This is a genomic window from Algoriphagus aquimarinus (assembly GCF_900112005.1).
Lineage (GTDB): Bacteria > Bacteroidota > Bacteroidia > Cytophagales > Cyclobacteriaceae > Algoriphagus > Algoriphagus aquimarinus.
In genome coordinates this window covers 319,177-334,647 of record NZ_FOKK01000003.1, presented here as the reverse complement: position 1 = coordinate 334,647, position 15,471 = coordinate 319,177, and the positions used below count along the sequence as shown (strand labels likewise).

Genomic DNA, 15,471 nt, shown 5'->3' with positions numbered 1-15,471 from the left:
CACACCTAATCGAGCTTAGGCCATTATAATGAGATAGCTACTTTCGCTACTCATCTAGCTTTTCTAGCGCTTTCTCTATACTGATTCCCTTACCAAGAACTTCCTTAAAAAGGTCTGGATATTTTTTCACTCTATCCCTCACAGTGAAAATTGTAAATTCATTTTTATCCAATTTATTATTCACTTCCTTCCACAATAAAGGCGTGGACACCGTAGCTCCAGGCTTCGGACGAACACAGTAAATTGATGCAAGCGTTTGACCAGAGCGGTTCTGAAGGTAGTCTAGATAAATCCTGCCTTTCCTAGCTTTTAGAGACCTTTCCATGGTGGTCAGTTTCGGTAGCTGCTCTTGTATGATAGTACACAACAGCTTGCAAAAATCCCTTCCTTCCTCAAATGTATATTTTGCGCCTAGAGGTATGTAAATATGAAGACCACTGGAACCCGAGGTTTTACAATAGCCTTCAATTTGAATCGTATCTAACAATTGATGAAATGCCTGCGCAACTTCTACTACTTGCTTAAAATCATTTTTTTCAGAAGGATCTAGATCAATCACGATATAGTCAGGCTTATCAAGTGAACTGACTCTTGCATTCCAAGGGTTAATCTCAATGCAACCTAGGTTCGCCATATAGATCAATGTGGCCTCATTTTGACAAAGCATGTAATCGATATCTTTCTCTGAGGACTCAGAATAAATATTAGTAGTATTTATCCAATCCGGATAGCCTTCAGGTGTGTCTTTTTGATAAAATCCATCTTTATCTATTCCATTGGGATGACGATGGAGATTTTGAGGACGATCTTTTAGAAAAGGTAAAATATATTTAGAAACCGCTAGGTAATAGTCAATCAAATCATATTTGGTGATTCCCTCTTTAGGCCAAAGTGGTTTTTCTAAGTTTGTTATATGAACATCAATCCCGTCAATTTTCAATGAATCTTTTAAACTGGCCCTTGATTTCGTTGATGCACCGCTACTCTCAATTGTTAGTTCTTGTGGAAATTTATCCTTTCTTAACCCTTTAAATACCGGTTGACGAAGTCTATTATTTTCTGTCCATTCGGCGAAAATCACTTCAGCCACTAGGATAGGATTAAGCCACTTTGGTTCTCTTCCATTAAGATTAATTTTCTCCAAAAACGGGGATTTAGGCTGCTTAATTTTCTTAAACTGAGAAACTAGCTTCTTTTGCAGAGCTATTGAAAAACCTGTACCGCAGTTACCTATATACTGCAATTCGTTGTTGCGATGCAACCCTAAAATCAAGGATCCAAAAGGTCGATTTTCCGATTGGGTGAAGCCACAGATAATTGTTTCCAAACTTTCCTGCGTTTTGAACTTGACCCAATCTTCTGATCGAGCCCCAGGATAATAGATTGAATCAGCCTTTTTTCCGATGATTCCTTCCAAACCTTTTGCCTTCGCTTCTTCGAAAAAAGCCTTCCCGCCCCCTACTAAATGTTCACTATAACGAACATGAGAAATATCCTCGACCAAAGCCTCCAATAATTCCTTACGTTCTTCCAGCTTGAGGTGAATAATGCTATGGCCATCTAGGTAAAGCAGGTCAAAGACTATATACATCAGATCACCCTTTGGCTCTTCTCCGTAATGCTGAAGCCATTGGAATTTAGATATACCCTCCTTGTCCAAACTTACTACCTCTCCATCAAGTATGGCGTCTTTGGGAAGCTGTTTTAAGCTAGTAATCAAGTCAGGAAAAGTTGCAGAGTAATCTACTCCATTTCGGGAATAGAGAGAAGTACTTCTCGAAGAGTGATTGCAAATCATCCTATACCCATCCCATTTGATCTCGTATAGCCAATTCTTGGAAGTGCTAAACTTGAGATCCTTGCTGCTTGTAGCCAACATGGGCGATACTTGATGTTTAAGGGAAATATTTTTGGAGAGCTTAGATTTTTGGTCTTCTACCGCGTTTTCGTTAAGATGGAGATTGGCATCATATTCCAAATCTGTTGCAAATTCATCCTTCTTTTTGATCAATAGCCAGTTGGGCTGTTTCCCTTCAAATTTCGTCCTCACCAAAGCAAAATTTCCTCTCAACTTGGTTCCAAAAAAAGTCAGCTTCAGATCTCCATCTTTTAACATGCTGAGCTCAGCATTTTTTTTATCCGACATGGGAACGTAGGTCCCTGAATCCCATATGGTCATTTCCCCAGCACCATAATTCCCCTTGGGAATTGTGCCATGGAAGTCCAAGTATTTCAAGGGGTGATCCTCTGTTTGCACAGCCAATCTTTTATCTCCAGGATTCAGTGACGGGCCTTTGGGCACAGCCCAGCTTTTGAGAACTCCATCCATTTCCAACCTGAGATCAAAATGCAAATGGCTTGCATCATGACGCTGCACCACAAACCGAAGTTCCCCAGTCTGTAGAGCCAACTCTCCCAAAGGTTCATTAGTATTCTTAAAATCCCGTTTCTTATTATACTCCTCAAGAGCCATCAGGAAGCTTTTTTACGTTTTTCCAAACTTGCTTTCAGCTGCGCCATCAAATCTTTGGAAGGTGTATTTTCCGGTTCAAATTTCTTGACTACAGCTTTTTTTCCTTTAGACTTTGCCTTGATCACTTTCATCAGCTGTTCATTGTACTGATCTTTATACTTGGATAGATCAAACTTTTCGCTGTACTGCTTAATTAGAGATTCAGCCATTTCCACTTCCTTTTTGGTGGCTTTGGAGCTTGAAATTTTAAGATCCGATGGACTCCTTATTTCATCCGAAAAACGGATTACATGCAGCACTAATGCATCTTTGTAGATTCCGATAAGACAGAGATTTTCCTTCTGACGCATTACGAATGTAGCTAAGCCAAGTTTTTTGGTTTTCTTAAGCGCATCCCGAAGCAGATTATAGGCCTTGCCACCTTCTTTCTGAGGTTCGAGGAAATAAGGTTTTTTGAAAAGCATATCAGCCACATCCACTTCATCCACGAATGCTTCGATTTCCACAATTTTACTCTTTTTCGCATTGGCTTGGTCGAAATCCTCGTCTTCAAGAATGATGTACTTATCATCCATTTTATAGCCTTTCACAATGTCTTTCCATTCCACTTCTTTACCAGACTTCTCGTTGACGCGCTGATAACGAATCCGCTCATGATCTTTAGAATCAAGCATATCTAAATCAATCCTTCTATCCTCAGAAGCTGAATACATTTTGATAGGGATATTTACTAGACCAAAACCTAATGTGCCATTCCAGATTGATTTCATATATTTTTGAGTTAAGAATAAACAGAGTTATCAGATACTAGGTGAGCGCCAATTGTTTTGATATTTCTCAAAATTCACCCGTGTATTTTTTTACACATGATACCTATCATTTTCATGCTAAAAGAAATTCAATCAGCTGAAACGTTAGAAGTCTTGATGACAATATTGGAAATAGAATTTCGCCCAAACACGTGAGGAATTTATTGTTAGTATAAAGAGACCTTATAAACCAGCTCTGACGTGAATTATTGGTTAGAAGTAGTAGATTTTCAAAAACAATAGGATGTTCCCATTCAAAAATCACTCATGAAAAATTTATTGGGTGAAAATGTTCAAAAGAGTATTACGCATAAAACACTGAGGAAATTTATGCCAATTCATTGTAGACATTTCTACATTTCATGATCAAGGATGTTAAAATAATGATATAGAGAGATCGATAATTATTACATTGATTCTGTTGTGTTGATCTCTCCATTTCCTTTGGTTTCAAGTATAGATATATCTCCAGTACTTTCTAAGATTATTAAATGCACCTCATCCAAATTGGAATAACCTTTTAGTCTACATTCATTATAGACTTCCTCTTTGGTCAAGCGCTGCTTCTTTAATTCATTCTCGAGAAAACAACCTTGATAAAAAACTACAACAGGATTACTGGTAATTAGGGACCTAAACCCCTTCACATGCACAGATAGGTAGGTAAATGTGAACTGCATCAAAATAAATAAAGAGAATGCTACTACTCCGTCAGTTAAGGTAATATTCTTATTAAGTGAAATCGATGCTAGACATGAACCCAGCGCAATAGTTACTACGAAGTCAAATGCATTCATTTTGGAGAGGGTTCTTTTTCCAGAAATTCTCAATAAGAATACCATTGCTAAATAACCTAGAATCGTAAGTACTACAGTCCTAAAGGTGCTTTCCCAACTTTCAAAAATAATATTATCCATTAAAAACAATTTATAAGTTCAGCTAGTCATAATCCATCACCATACCATTCTAGTAATGAGGATAAAAAATTTATATCAAATGTCAGATTCTATTCACACTATGTGATATTCATCATTATGTGAATTTTCATCATTATTGATCTTTGAAAAATGATGAGCTGTCTATCTTCTCTGTTGGATATTCTTTCAACATAAGATTTTCGGCTAAGGGAAAAAGGTGAGCACTAGATTCAAAAAAATGCATCATATATCCTGCTGTATTCACAAAGAAGACTACATCTCCTACTTCAGGAAGTTTGTCGAGATTTATCTTTCTCTTCAGCAACACATCTCGCTCTAGACAATAAGCTCCTGTGAAATACACTCCAACTGAATCCTCGTTCTTCGTATCATCATGATAGACAACATAAGGATCCAAAAGAAAATCAGCACTTCCACTGAGCATCTGGGTCATGTTCATTTCAAGTCCAACTAACCAATCACCCGAAGAATCCTTTTTGCGAAAAGCTACTTTTGCTACAGTCATTCCAACTTGATCAAGCATGGATCTACCAGGCTCCATCCGTATCTCCACACCCATTTCTCTAGCCAAATCTCCAACTTTTTCACCCGAAAGGTTTTTATAAGATAATATTCCCCTTAGAAAATCCCCTTTTGAATTAGCATTCCAAAAGGGGTAGGTTTTCAGTTCACCACGGATTAATCCATTCCAGATCTCAATACCCAACCCATTATTTCCGTAGGTGATTGGAGCCGTTTTACGACTAATGGCTTTACGGAGTTGGTAGTGAAAATTGTCCCACTCCGACTCACTTTCTAAATAGTTCATCAATAGTCCTCCTCCAATATCAATAAACTCAGTGGTTAGGCCTTTTTGCTTCAAGAGCTCAGCTAATGACAGACATTGATTAAGCGCATTTCCCCTCTCCTTGATAGAATATCCATTTAAATGAAAATGAAGCCCTCGATAAGTCAGCTGATTGTATCTCTCAGATTGGAGAAAATTTTCATTTATAAATAATTCAAAATCATCTGCATCCAAGCCAAATCTACTATAGAGCTTTTTATCATCTACTGTAAAGCCACTAACCCGGAAACCTACATTTGCACTTTTACCAAGCTCCAAAGCTACTTTTTGAACTAGCTTACATTCATCTTCATTGTCTAAAATCAGTAGACTTCCATTACTCACTGCCAGCTTTATAAGCCCCTTATTTTTGATGGCTGCGGTAACAATTATTTTATCGGGATGAAGACCTAGTTCTAAACACTGGGCATATTCCTGCAAACTGGCTGTATCTATACCCATTCCAATCGCTGCAGCTTTCCGAACGACGCCTTTTGTCTTATTTGCTTTTCGAGCAAAAAACACCTGATAATCCAACTTGAACTCTTCAAACACATCCTGATAAGCCTTATAATTATCCTCCATAGAGTCAGGATTGTGAATATTTATAGGTGAACCATAGTTTACCAATAGTTCATCTATCGTTGGCTTATCCTGCATTAGGCATCTCATCCATGGACTCGTGATAGGACTTAATCTGGGAATTTGCATCATTGCTTTTGTTTAACTGGCTGTAATTACTGAGCTACACTTTTGTTTAGGTATAGATTTTATTTCGTTCGCGATTTGGCAGGCCCAACCACTTACGAAATCATTCCTCTTTCTAGAAAGTGTATCGTTGTCGTAGGTAAGGCCTTCAGTAGGAGTTCCTGTGAAAGTTATGGAGCGATTACTTAGACCATTTGCCTCCACAGGATTACCCTTTTCATCGATCGCCACACAACCTTGAAAATAATCAGGCTGTGAATCCATGCGGTTTACATAAGGCATTACCATATTTCTAGCCAATAGATTACCGTAAAATTCACCGGTGCATTTTTGAAGTTGAACCTTGGGGATTCTGGCATCAACGAGATAATCTACGGTAGCGCTCATATTCAATGTAGAATTTGTCAGTTCTAACCTTTCGTTTTCAACGAGTTCTGAATTCTGAGCAAACGTAAAATCAATGAATCCTGCTTTTGCTATAGCTTCCACCTTTTTCATATTTTGAATAGGTGGACCATATGAAATCCTATTAAAATGACCTGCATAATTCTCTATGAATACCTTTTGAGATGCAGGCGTCAACCCACCGAATTTGTACACCTCATTAAACAATTCACTTAAATGCCTCCACAAGCCTGCAGCAGCTGCTAGAGCACTTACGTTCTCCCCTCTTTCAGCCTCCTCAATGGATATGCACAAATACTCTAAAGAACTGTAATTCAACCCAGTACTGGTAAATGGTTTCCTCAAGAAGCTTTCCAAATCGAAGGGCTGATATAAGGGAAACTCCACATGAAATCTGTCTATTTGCTTATGAATGATTGAGAAATCATTGTCAAACTTGAGATTCCAACCTGCTTCAGAAAATAAGCGAGAATAGTACACAAACATGTATTCCTGCTCGATCAAAGGAAATAATTGCTTAACAAAATCAAATTTCCCGACGCTGGTTTCCAAGTCGTTCAAGGCCTGTTTGGTAAAGAAAACTGGTTCGTAGGGAGGGATTTCCAGCGTATTCCCCCTAGGAATCATGAGAAGTCCTGATTTTGAAAATGGGAAAATCACTGCCGGCTCTAATCCGGAAGCCAGATATCTCAGATCGCCGTTATTTAGCACTTCGAAACTCCCTTTCCGTCCTTCTGTCAGGCCTAAAATTGCATCTACAAAGGTTAATCCCATTCCGCGAATCGCGATACTATCCTGTGATTGGATAGAGGAAAATTTAGAATCTACTGGATAAATGAAATCGATATGATTATTCTTGGAAACCTTGTCTACGTCATTTACGCAAGGATGTCCCGTAGCTATCAATAACTTATTAATCCCGGAAATCTCAATCTCAGTAAAATCAGCATTTCGGAAAATGATAGAGTAATCGTCTAAATCTTTTTGCAGATCGATAACTTCCCCAATGTGTTTATAGATAGAAATATGATCGGGACAAGCCTGAATTAATTGATCAAAACCATCTGCTAAATATCTTCCTACAGTAGCTCTTGAAGCAAATGTACCGGCTCCAGCGTGTGGAAACTCATCTTGATGGAGTTCTAGCCACTCTACAAAAGTCAATGGATCGGAAACAATAGGATCTGGCTTTGCCTCTGGCCACATATTAATATAGCCGTTGACATAGTTCATCAATAAAAAATCGGGCTGGTTTGTATCATAAATACCTCCGGCACCGAAAGAACCTGTCTTGTTGAATAAATGAATCTCAATTGAAATGGGATCTTCTAGCAGATTTAGGTTTGCAAGAATGCGCTCTAATCCATAAAGTCCTTTTGGGCCCAATCCTACTAGAGCTATTTTATATACATCTTGATTGTTATACATAATGGGAAATTAAAATCCTGAATTTCTGGCTATTTGAGATCATACCTGCACTACCTCTTGGCGAAGAATATTTGACATCACCCATTCTTCATTGTAAATGGTCTCTAAATATCTATCTCCCCTATCACATAGAATTAATGCCAGTGAGGCCCCCTTTGGAATAGAAGGAATATATTTGTTCACCGCACTTGTGACAGCTCCAGAGGATCCTCCACATAGCACAGCTTCACTATTCAAAAGATGATGACAGCCGTTCACGCATTCTTCATCATCCACATGAACTACATCATATATAGCATTCCTATCCAAAAATTTAGATTTTCTACCCGCTCCATGCCCGGGAATTTTTCGTGTACCAGCAGGAGCATCAAAAATCACACTTCCAGCAGCATCAACTGCTATCACCTTGGTATTCAATCTATTCTTCCGAATATATTCAGCACACCCCATTAGAGTACCACAGGTACTGGTCGCTGCAAATAGATAATCCGGCGCATGTCCCAGGTCTTTAATAATCTCATGCATTGTCTGTCTATGAGCTATTGGGTTTTGAGGATTACCATATTGATTAGTCCAAAAACTTTGAGGATTAGAAGCGAGTAACTCTTGAACTCTATCCAATCTAGCCTGAAGAAAACCACCCGAATTGGCAGGTTCCGTTACGTAATTGACTTCAGCCCCATAAGCTTGAATGATCTTTACATTCTGCTTATTGACCATAGGATCCACCACGACTATCAGCTTCAATCCAAAATATTTGCAGGTTTGAGCCAAACCAATTGCCATATTTCCTGAGCTTGATTCTATTACCGTGTCGCCCTTTTTGAGCTTTCCGCTTTCCATTGCATGGGTGATCAATTGGTAGGCTGTACGGTCTTTTATACTTCCTGCTGGATTGAAAGATTCCATCTTTCCATAAATCCGCAGTTGGGACGAAGGATACAATCGATGAAATCTTACCAGAGGCGTGTGTCCAACGGTATCCAATATTCTTGAAAAAAGTTGACCTGTCATCTTTAGTTAGGTTTAGTCATTAGTATAGAGTGGGTTATTAAAATCTGACAGAGTTGAAATAAGCCCATAGAAATCCTTGATTGATAGTTCATGAGCTTTGATACAATCATTTTTGTATTCAGTCACAATACCTATAGCTTTTACGATCTATTTTCACTGTAGAAACCAAATAACTAGCCATTTCAAAAAGTAATTGGAATACCTCTCTCTGAGTTAATGGAGGTCGATTATGTAACGAGGGCTGTGGATTAAATTAATTTCTTAGGGAAAAATATTCTCAATGTGTAGAATAGAATCCAAGAATGAGCTTAAGTTAAAGCGGAGCTAATTTCCAGAGATGAAAAGACGGGATTGTAAAAATGATGATGGTTCAAAAGGAGACTTTTGGCTTTTGTCTCGATGAAAAATATAGAAGTAAAAGATAAGGTGGTTACTCCTTATTTATCGATATAGACGAAGTTGTTAAACTCAGGCATGAAGTCTTGCCAATTAATTTTAAGGGTATGTTCGATTGATTTTCTCAGTTCCGTGAAACTACTTGGCTTCGGAACATAGTAATTAGCTCCCAGCTCATGAGCCTTACGTATCACCAAAACGTCATTAGTCGTGGATAACATAATGATAGGAAGCTGAGCGTGTTTCTCGGATTTTCTAATTATTTCCAATAACTCTATGCCATTGAATCCTGGCATATTGATATCCAAAAAAAGTACTGAAGGGCATGGAGGTGGGTTATCGAGGGCATCAAGTAATTGTGTACCGTCGAGATGTGTTATCACTGAATAGGATTCGTCAATTAAACGAATGACTTTTTTAAAAAATTCTAAATCATCCTCATCGTCATCCGTATAAAATATTGTCATTTTCCCGTCCATCATCTATAACCTGTCCTGCAGCGTCCCCATCCAGTGAAACAAATGTAATTAAAATTTAAGTACAGAAATGAAGCCTTAATAACTCATTAAAGAAAGTATTACTTTCTTTTTGATTATCAACAGAGTAACATACTACAGAAATTTTAATTAAGGATCAGTACCGCATGTTTTGAATGGTACTATTTAGCCCAAAACTCTCTATAGCCTTCAATCAATTGAATTAGAACGCTGGGATATAAATATCAAAAGTGGCTCCTTTACCCAATTCACTTGTTGCGCTAATAAAGCCATTATGGTTATCCACTATTTTTTTGACGATGGCCAAACCAATGCCTGTACCTGCATATTCCGCTTTACTATGAAGCCTTTGAAAAACCTCGAATATTTTTTCGCTATACTTCTCATCGAAACCTATTCCATTATCAGAAATCGAGATATGGCTGTATCGTTGGTTTTCCGATAATTGACTTAATCCTGACTCCAGTCCAGTGATCATCTGACAGGTAATAGTAAGCTCAGGGCTTCTTGCCGGATCTGAAAACTTAAGCGAATTGCTGATTAGATTTGAAAGTAATTGCTTGAATTGAAAAGGAATGATTCGTACGGTACAAGATGCATTTATATCAACTAAAGCCCCCTGATGTTGGAGTTCTTCTTTCAGGTTATCTTTTACTTCATTGGCTATCGAATCGAACTTAATATCCTCGAAGATCCTATCCTGACTATTGGTTCGGGAATACGCCAATAAATCCTGAATTAGGGTTTGCATCCTATTCGCAGCATTTTGCATTCGATCAAACATGTCTCTGCCGCTATCAGTCAGATTATCATATTCATCGGTCACCAGTAAGCTTGAGAATGTCTGAATTTTCCGAAGTGGCTCCTGCAAATCATGGCTTGATATATAAGCAAAAGACTGAAGCTCCTTATTCATTTTTTCTAGGTCTATATTCTTTTGGTTTAACTCCCTAGTCCTATCCTTTACTTGATTTTCCAGTTCTTTGGTGAATACCTTATGTTCTTGAATATCTGTACTTGAGCCAACCCACATTTTCACGTTTCCTTGATCATCTCTCTGAGGTTTTGCGCGACTTAATTGCCAGCGATAAGTTCCATCAGCCTTCTTAAACCTATGTTCAAAGTGAAAATTATCTCCAGTTAAAATAGAGTGAGTCCACTTTTCAATGTTTTTCTTTCTGTCATCAGGATGTACCATCTGCAGCCACCCCTCCCCTTGCAACTCATTAAGAAGCATACCGGAAAAATCATAAACCGCATTATTGAAATAATTAAGAACTCCGTTGCTGTCTGAAGTCCAAACCAATTGAGGCATAGAATCAGCTAGAAGCCTAAACTTCTCTTCCCGCTCCAATAAAAGCTTGTGGAAATTCTTCTCCTCTGTAATATCCCGGATAGTACCCACCATTCTCTCCGGCTCATTGGCTTGATCAAAAAACACTTTTCCTTTTACTTCAATCCAATGTCGAGAGCTTTCTTCTAGTACGATTCTACTTTCATAAAATAAGCTACCAGACTGATATGATTCTTCATAGGCTTGCTTTATAGTCTCTAGATCATCTGGGTGAAAAAGAGCAATCAACTCAGCGTTTGATACATTCGCATCTCCTGAGAAGCCAAAAATCTCCTTACACCTATCAGAGATGATGCTATCATCCTTCTTCAAGTCATATTCCCACACACCTAGGTCACTTGCAGTCACCACGATGTTTAATCGCTCTTCATTTTCTTCTACCTTCAGCCTAGCTTCTACCTTATCTGTCACATCATTAACTGTGATCATGATACCAGAAATGACTTCTTCGGTATCAAATAAGGGGGCATATTCAAAGTCCAAATAGAATTTCTTAACACCATCGTCTCCAGACACTAAAGCAACCGCTTCTTTCTCACTATGGGTTTTACCTGAGGTATAAACCATTTTTAAGAGTTCGGGATATTTCTGCTGCTCAAGTTCCGGGAAAGCCTCCAAAATAGAAACTCCTATGACTTCTTCTGCTTTCCGACGCCACACCGTATCTATCATTACTTTATTTGCAGATTCTATGATGAATTTCTCACCCCTCAATATAGTCATTGGGATAGGTGACTGCATGACCATATTTCGGAAATGCTTTTCACTCTCTTCTAGTAAATGCTTGGCTTTAACGGTATTCGTAACCTCGGTGGCAACCGCCATTATTCCACTTATTTCACCATTATCTTCCTTAAGGGGGTGATATACAAAATTGAAATAAGTGAGTTCACTTTTCCCATATCTATTTAAAGTAACAGGAAACTCACTTCCATAAAAAGGATTTCCTGTGGCTTTGATATCTAGAAAAATATGCTCAATGGTATCTTTAACTTCAGGTAACGATTCAAAAAGTGGCTTTCCAATAAATCCTTCCTCGCTCTTATCCACTAAAAGCAGGTAATTAGCATTTGCCATTTCCACGATATAATCATCGCCTCTCAGGATTGTGATTCCCAAAGGTGCTTGCTGAACTGAATCTCTAAATCTTTTTTCGCTCTCCTCTACCTTGAGCTTTGCCAAGTGAATGTCAGTCACTTCCGCAGCTGTATTCATTACGCCATATACTTGCCCGTCCGTATTGTATAAAGGCGTAAAACTATAATTAAAATAGAATGGTTGTAATTGACCTTTAATTTCTAAATCAACACGTTCGTTTTTTGCATGAAAAGGTATTCCAGTAGCAAAAACACGGTACACTTGATTGAAAATTTCTTGATTTTCAAGCTCAGGTAAAATAGCTCTATACGATTTTCCTACCACTTCATTCCCTTTCCCCCAAGCATCCATTATTGACTGATTGGCTAGTGTAATAATCAGATCACTTCCTTCATATACTGCTATTGGAAAAGGAGCATTTTCTACGATAGAACGAATTCTCTGCTCACTTTCTTCGATGTCTTTTCTATCAAGTTCTCGCTGTGACAGCAAATTTTCTTCAATGACTTTCCTATCTGTAATTTCAAGAGCGGTTTTCCACACACCGGAAATCTCTCCTTCTACACTTCTAATTGGGCTATAAGTACAATCGTAAAACTGTTCGTTTAAATCTCCATTTTTATTCACTAAGGAGGAATCAGAAATACGCACAGCAACTCCATTCATTACACTTTTAAAGATAGTAGAGACAGCTGCCCATTCTGCTCCATATGTATCCTGAGCACTTTTGGCAAATGACTGGTATGCCAAAGGATCTCCCAGTGCTTGGAGATAACTGTCATTATAGAGTTGAATTAAATTATCCCCCAAATAAATGCACATAGGCATTGGACTATCCAACACCATTCTAAGCACAGTTACTAAATTTTCTGGCCAATTAGTATAATCGCCTAGGGAAGTGGCAGGCCATTTAGTTTGTTCAAAAAGCGCTTTAACCTTACTATTTCCAGGAAGATGGGCCCAGCTATTCTTAAATGTATTCACGAAAAGATCTTATGTGTTTAACAAATATATCTTGTAAAGACTGACCCTACCTCATCTAAGCAGAGAAAATATTCTCAATTATTTGAAGTGAATTAGTCACTATTTATATGGAATTTTTGCTCAAAAACCCAACGACAAACAGCGGATAATTGTTTATCCTTTTGATTCTAGGGAGAATAAAAGTATGGCTTACTTCCATTTAAATGCAAAATAAGTAGTTGGCTGATCGCTGGTATTTCTAATTCCATGATTAGATTCTGACTCCATAAAATAAAAGTCACCGGCTTTGGCTGTATACTCTTTTCCATCGATGAGCTGTGCCGTTTCGCCTGAAATCATTAAGATAATTTCAGTTTCTACATGGGAATGAGGCTCGTGACTTGGTACTTTTCTATCCAATGTAGTCACATGCATTTCCAGTCGCTCACACATGGCCGTGGATCTATCAAAATAGGAACGAACGCCTCCTACACTCGTAGGTCTGTAAGCAAGTGAATCTGCATTAATCATCAATGATCCTCCAGAGGCAATTCCTCTTTCTACGTTCATCTGTTTTTTAGACCTATATCTAATTACATAATAAGTGAGAGGACTATCACCTGCATTTTGCATGGAGTGCATCTGAAGTGGCATCAATGAAATCACACCATTAGCCCCTAGAATAGAGCTCTCTCCATCGATAGTCACCTTCATAACCCCTTCTTTGACAATTATGAGTTCCTCAATATCCTCGTTAGCATGAGCAGTGCTTGCTTTTGCTCCTACAGCTTGAGTGGTAGCATGCATTTCCAGGTAATCAAAATGAGTAGAAATTCCTTCCAGAATTGCTCTGCCTTGTCTATCTCCATTAGATTTTACTTCAAAATCATTCCAATGGAATACACCAGATTTTATAGGTTGTAATTGTGCAAACGAAGAAAGTGTCATAAGGCAAAAGATGGTAGCGAATATTAATCTCATAATGAAAATTCTAGATGAGTTCTTAGTAAGACAAACAATTGAAAGCGATTAATATAACAATAATTAATTGCCATGTACTCAAGAAAACAAGCCACAATTCAGTTTTTCATAAGTGATATGCACATTGATTTGGAAGCCAATTCAAAATTCAGCTACAACTTCTGTTTGATTCAAAACAAGAAAAAGCCTCACTAGATATGTCTTTGTGAGGCTTATAGGAAAGTTTCTTGGATGTGCTAAAACTCTAAACAATTCCGATTATTTGAAATTGTTTTGTTTATAATAAATTGAATTTCTAAAGAGGTAAATGCTGATTACCAAAGACCTACCTCTAATTCAAGTAATAATTCGGATAAAAAACCGAAAGGAACTTGATGTCACTTTACACTAAAAATTATTGGTTTGTTTTCAAATTTGCAGCAATTCTGACAAAGTCCCACCTGATTTTTTAGTGTCATCGCCTTTCTCATTGCTTCGTTACCGGTATTGAAAGGACCTAGGTAATCCCGATCATAGCTATTTGGAATATGTTCACAATCACGATCGTGCACCTCGTGTAAACCACTTTCGTTTGGATTGGACGCTAAATAGAAGAATTTCATAGAAATGCTTATAGGTTTTTACTTATTCAAAAGTACCACCCAAACTCTCAGGAAAACATACCCTATACAGGGTATTTATTAGATTTTAAATCAAAAATAGCAGTATAAGACATGGAATAACTAAAGTAAATATTGGGTAAGCAACATTTCCCACTCCTCTTCTAAGTTTAATTCTGGGCATGTAGCTCCCGCTCTTCTATACCAGTAATCAGCATTCCATTGATCGCCTTCCTTTCTATGGAGATATGCATGAATTCTAGCAGCATCTTTTCCATCCATACCATCCACCTGGTCATGTGCCTTATCCCAATCACCATTTCCGTCATACCAAAGAGCCTTAAGTACAGGATTGTAGCTTTTGATTTTATCTTCTGATTTCAAAAAATCAGCAATTTCTCTTTCGTCTAGTGCCATTTCAATTATTTTTTCTCCCAAAGAAAAGAAGCTCAGAAATAAAACCTTTACTCTTTCGTGACTTTTTTGTGATACCCTAAGAGCAATTTTGAATCAATCAAAACCTCAAAATCATGAAAAAAGTATTTATTCTCTTTTATGTCGCCTTTTTAGGCCTAGTATCTTGTTCAGATGACAATGATCCTGTTACTATTGACCCAACTCGTCCTACTGGTGCGTTGAATGTATTGCGTAGTGGAAACTTTGTGGATCAAAATTCCGCAGGATCTATGGGAGTTGCTGGAATAGGAACAGACACACAAGGCAAGGAATTCCTACAGTTTAGTTCAGACTTCAACACGGCTCTTGCTACAGGAACGGTCACTGTCTATTTATCCACTTCAGACACCTTCATGGCTGACCCTGGAAATGGAAATCCTAATTTATTGGTGGTAGGACCAGTTAGAATGGCTGGGGAGAATTTCTTCGCTATTCCATCTGGCATAAGTACGGCTAAATATACGCATGTGCTACTATGGTGCGGATCTGTAGGGATACCATTTGGAAATGCTCCACTTCAATAACA

At 38.0% G+C, this 15,471-nt stretch carries 12 protein-coding genes; 1 reads left to right on the top strand and 11 read right to left on the bottom strand.

The genetic code is table 11. The features are described 5' to 3' along the window. Positions 1 to 46: 46 nt before the first annotated feature. The 11 genes from ligD to BM291_RS05615 all read right to left on the bottom strand — a co-directional run bounded on the left by ligD (position 47) and on the right by BM291_RS05615 (position 14,906). Positions 47 to 2,473, bottom strand: coding sequence for a DNA ligase D (gene ligD / locus BM291_RS05665; protein WP_092895200.1), 2,427 nt, complete (start codon positions 2,471 to 2,473; stop codon positions 47 to 49). Then, positions 2,473 to 3,243 carry a non-homologous end joining protein Ku gene (gene ku / locus BM291_RS05660; protein ID WP_092895199.1) on the bottom strand — a complete coding sequence of 257 codons (771 nt, stop codon included), beginning with the start codon at positions 3,241 to 3,243 and terminating at the stop codon, positions 2,473 to 2,475. The genes ligD and ku overlap by 1 nt, the downstream gene beginning before the upstream one ends. A gap of 446 nt (positions 3,244 to 3,689) precedes the next feature. After that, a complete protein-coding gene (locus tag BM291_RS05655) occupies positions 3,690 to 4,199 on the bottom strand; it encodes a DUF421 domain-containing protein (protein WP_092895198.1) in 510 nt (169 codons plus the stop codon). 133 nt (positions 4,200 to 4,332) lie between these two features. Further along, positions 4,333 to 5,760 carry a type III PLP-dependent enzyme domain-containing protein gene (locus tag BM291_RS05650; RefSeq protein WP_092895197.1) on the bottom strand — a complete coding sequence of 476 codons (1,428 nt, stop codon included), beginning with the start codon at positions 5,758 to 5,760 and terminating at the stop codon, positions 4,333 to 4,335. A 9-nt stretch (positions 5,761 to 5,769) separates the two neighbouring features. Continuing rightward, positions 5,770 to 7,587, bottom strand: a complete 1,818-nt coding sequence (locus BM291_RS05645; RefSeq protein WP_092895196.1) for an FAD/NAD(P)-binding protein — start codon at positions 7,585 to 7,587, stop codon at positions 5,770 to 5,772. A 39-nt stretch (positions 7,588 to 7,626) separates the two neighbouring features. Further along, positions 7,627 to 8,601, bottom strand: a complete 975-nt coding sequence (gene sbnA / locus BM291_RS05640) for a 2,3-diaminopropionate biosynthesis protein SbnA (RefSeq protein WP_092895195.1) — start codon at positions 8,599 to 8,601, stop codon at positions 7,627 to 7,629. A 437-nt stretch (positions 8,602 to 9,038) separates the two neighbouring features. Beyond that, complete coding sequence (locus BM291_RS05635) at positions 9,039 to 9,464, bottom strand: response regulator (RefSeq protein ID WP_175499646.1); 426 nt, start codon at positions 9,462 to 9,464, stop codon at positions 9,039 to 9,041. Positions 9,465 to 9,696: 232 nt separating this feature from the next. Continuing rightward, positions 9,697 to 12,930, bottom strand: coding sequence for a PAS domain-containing sensor histidine kinase (locus BM291_RS05630; RefSeq protein ID WP_092895193.1), 3,234 nt, complete (start codon positions 12,928 to 12,930; stop codon positions 9,697 to 9,699). A 189-nt stretch (positions 12,931 to 13,119) separates the two neighbouring features. Next, the gene (locus BM291_RS05625; protein ID WP_092895192.1) at positions 13,120 to 13,890 is read right to left on the bottom strand and encodes a cupin domain-containing protein; all 771 of its coding nucleotides are present in this window, start codon (positions 13,888 to 13,890) and stop codon (positions 13,120 to 13,122) included. A 377-nt stretch (positions 13,891 to 14,267) separates the two neighbouring features. Further along, the gene (locus BM291_RS05620; RefSeq protein ID WP_092895191.1) at positions 14,268 to 14,492 is read right to left on the bottom strand and encodes a hypothetical protein; all 225 of its coding nucleotides are present in this window, start codon (positions 14,490 to 14,492) and stop codon (positions 14,268 to 14,270) included. A 120-nt stretch (positions 14,493 to 14,612) separates the two neighbouring features. Then, positions 14,613 to 14,906 carry a hypothetical protein gene (locus BM291_RS05615; RefSeq protein ID WP_092895190.1) on the bottom strand — a complete coding sequence of 98 codons (294 nt, stop codon included), beginning with the start codon at positions 14,904 to 14,906 and terminating at the stop codon, positions 14,613 to 14,615. 113 nt (positions 14,907 to 15,019) lie between these two features. Between BM291_RS05615 and BM291_RS05610 the strand changes: the two genes are divergently transcribed. Further along, positions 15,020 to 15,469, top strand: coding sequence for a DM13 domain-containing protein (locus BM291_RS05610; RefSeq protein WP_092895189.1), 450 nt, complete (start codon positions 15,020 to 15,022; stop codon positions 15,467 to 15,469). Positions 15,470 to 15,471 lie beyond the last annotated feature (2 nt).

What these genes read in the sequence shown, in the direction of transcription:
- ligD (WP_092895200.1), bottom strand. Translation starts at nt 2,473, where the DNA reads ATGGCTCTTGAGGAGTATAATAAGAAACGGGATTTTAAGAATACTAAT.
- ku (WP_092895199.1), bottom strand. Translation starts at nt 3,243, where the DNA reads ATGAAATCAATCTGGAATGGCACATTAGGTTTTGGTCTAGTAAATATC.
- BM291_RS05655 (WP_092895198.1), bottom strand. Translation starts at nt 4,199, where the DNA reads ATGGATAATATTATTTTTGAAAGTTGGGAAAGCACCTTTAGGACTGTA.
- BM291_RS05650 (WP_092895197.1), bottom strand. Translation starts at nt 5,760, where the DNA reads ATGATGCAAATTCCCAGATTAAGTCCTATCACGAGTCCATGGATGAGA.
- BM291_RS05645 (WP_092895196.1), bottom strand. Translation starts at nt 7,587, where the DNA reads ATGTATAACAATCAAGATGTATATAAAATAGCTCTAGTAGGATTGGGC.
- sbnA (WP_092895195.1), bottom strand. Translation starts at nt 8,601, where the DNA reads ATGACAGGTCAACTTTTTTCAAGAATATTGGATACCGTTGGACACACG.
- BM291_RS05635 (WP_175499646.1), bottom strand. Translation starts at nt 9,464, where the DNA reads ATGACAATATTTTATACGGATGACGATGAGGATGATTTAGAATTTTTT.
- BM291_RS05625 (WP_092895192.1), bottom strand. Translation starts at nt 13,890, where the DNA reads ATGAGATTAATATTCGCTACCATCTTTTGCCTTATGACACTTTCTTCG.
- BM291_RS05620 (WP_092895191.1), bottom strand. Translation starts at nt 14,492, where the DNA reads ATGAAATTCTTCTATTTAGCGTCCAATCCAAACGAAAGTGGTTTACAC.
- BM291_RS05615 (WP_092895190.1), bottom strand. Translation starts at nt 14,906, where the DNA reads ATGGCACTAGACGAAAGAGAAATTGCTGATTTTTTGAAATCAGAAGAT.
- BM291_RS05610 (WP_092895189.1), top strand. Translation starts at nt 15,020, where the DNA reads ATGAAAAAAGTATTTATTCTCTTTTATGTCGCCTTTTTAGGCCTAGTA.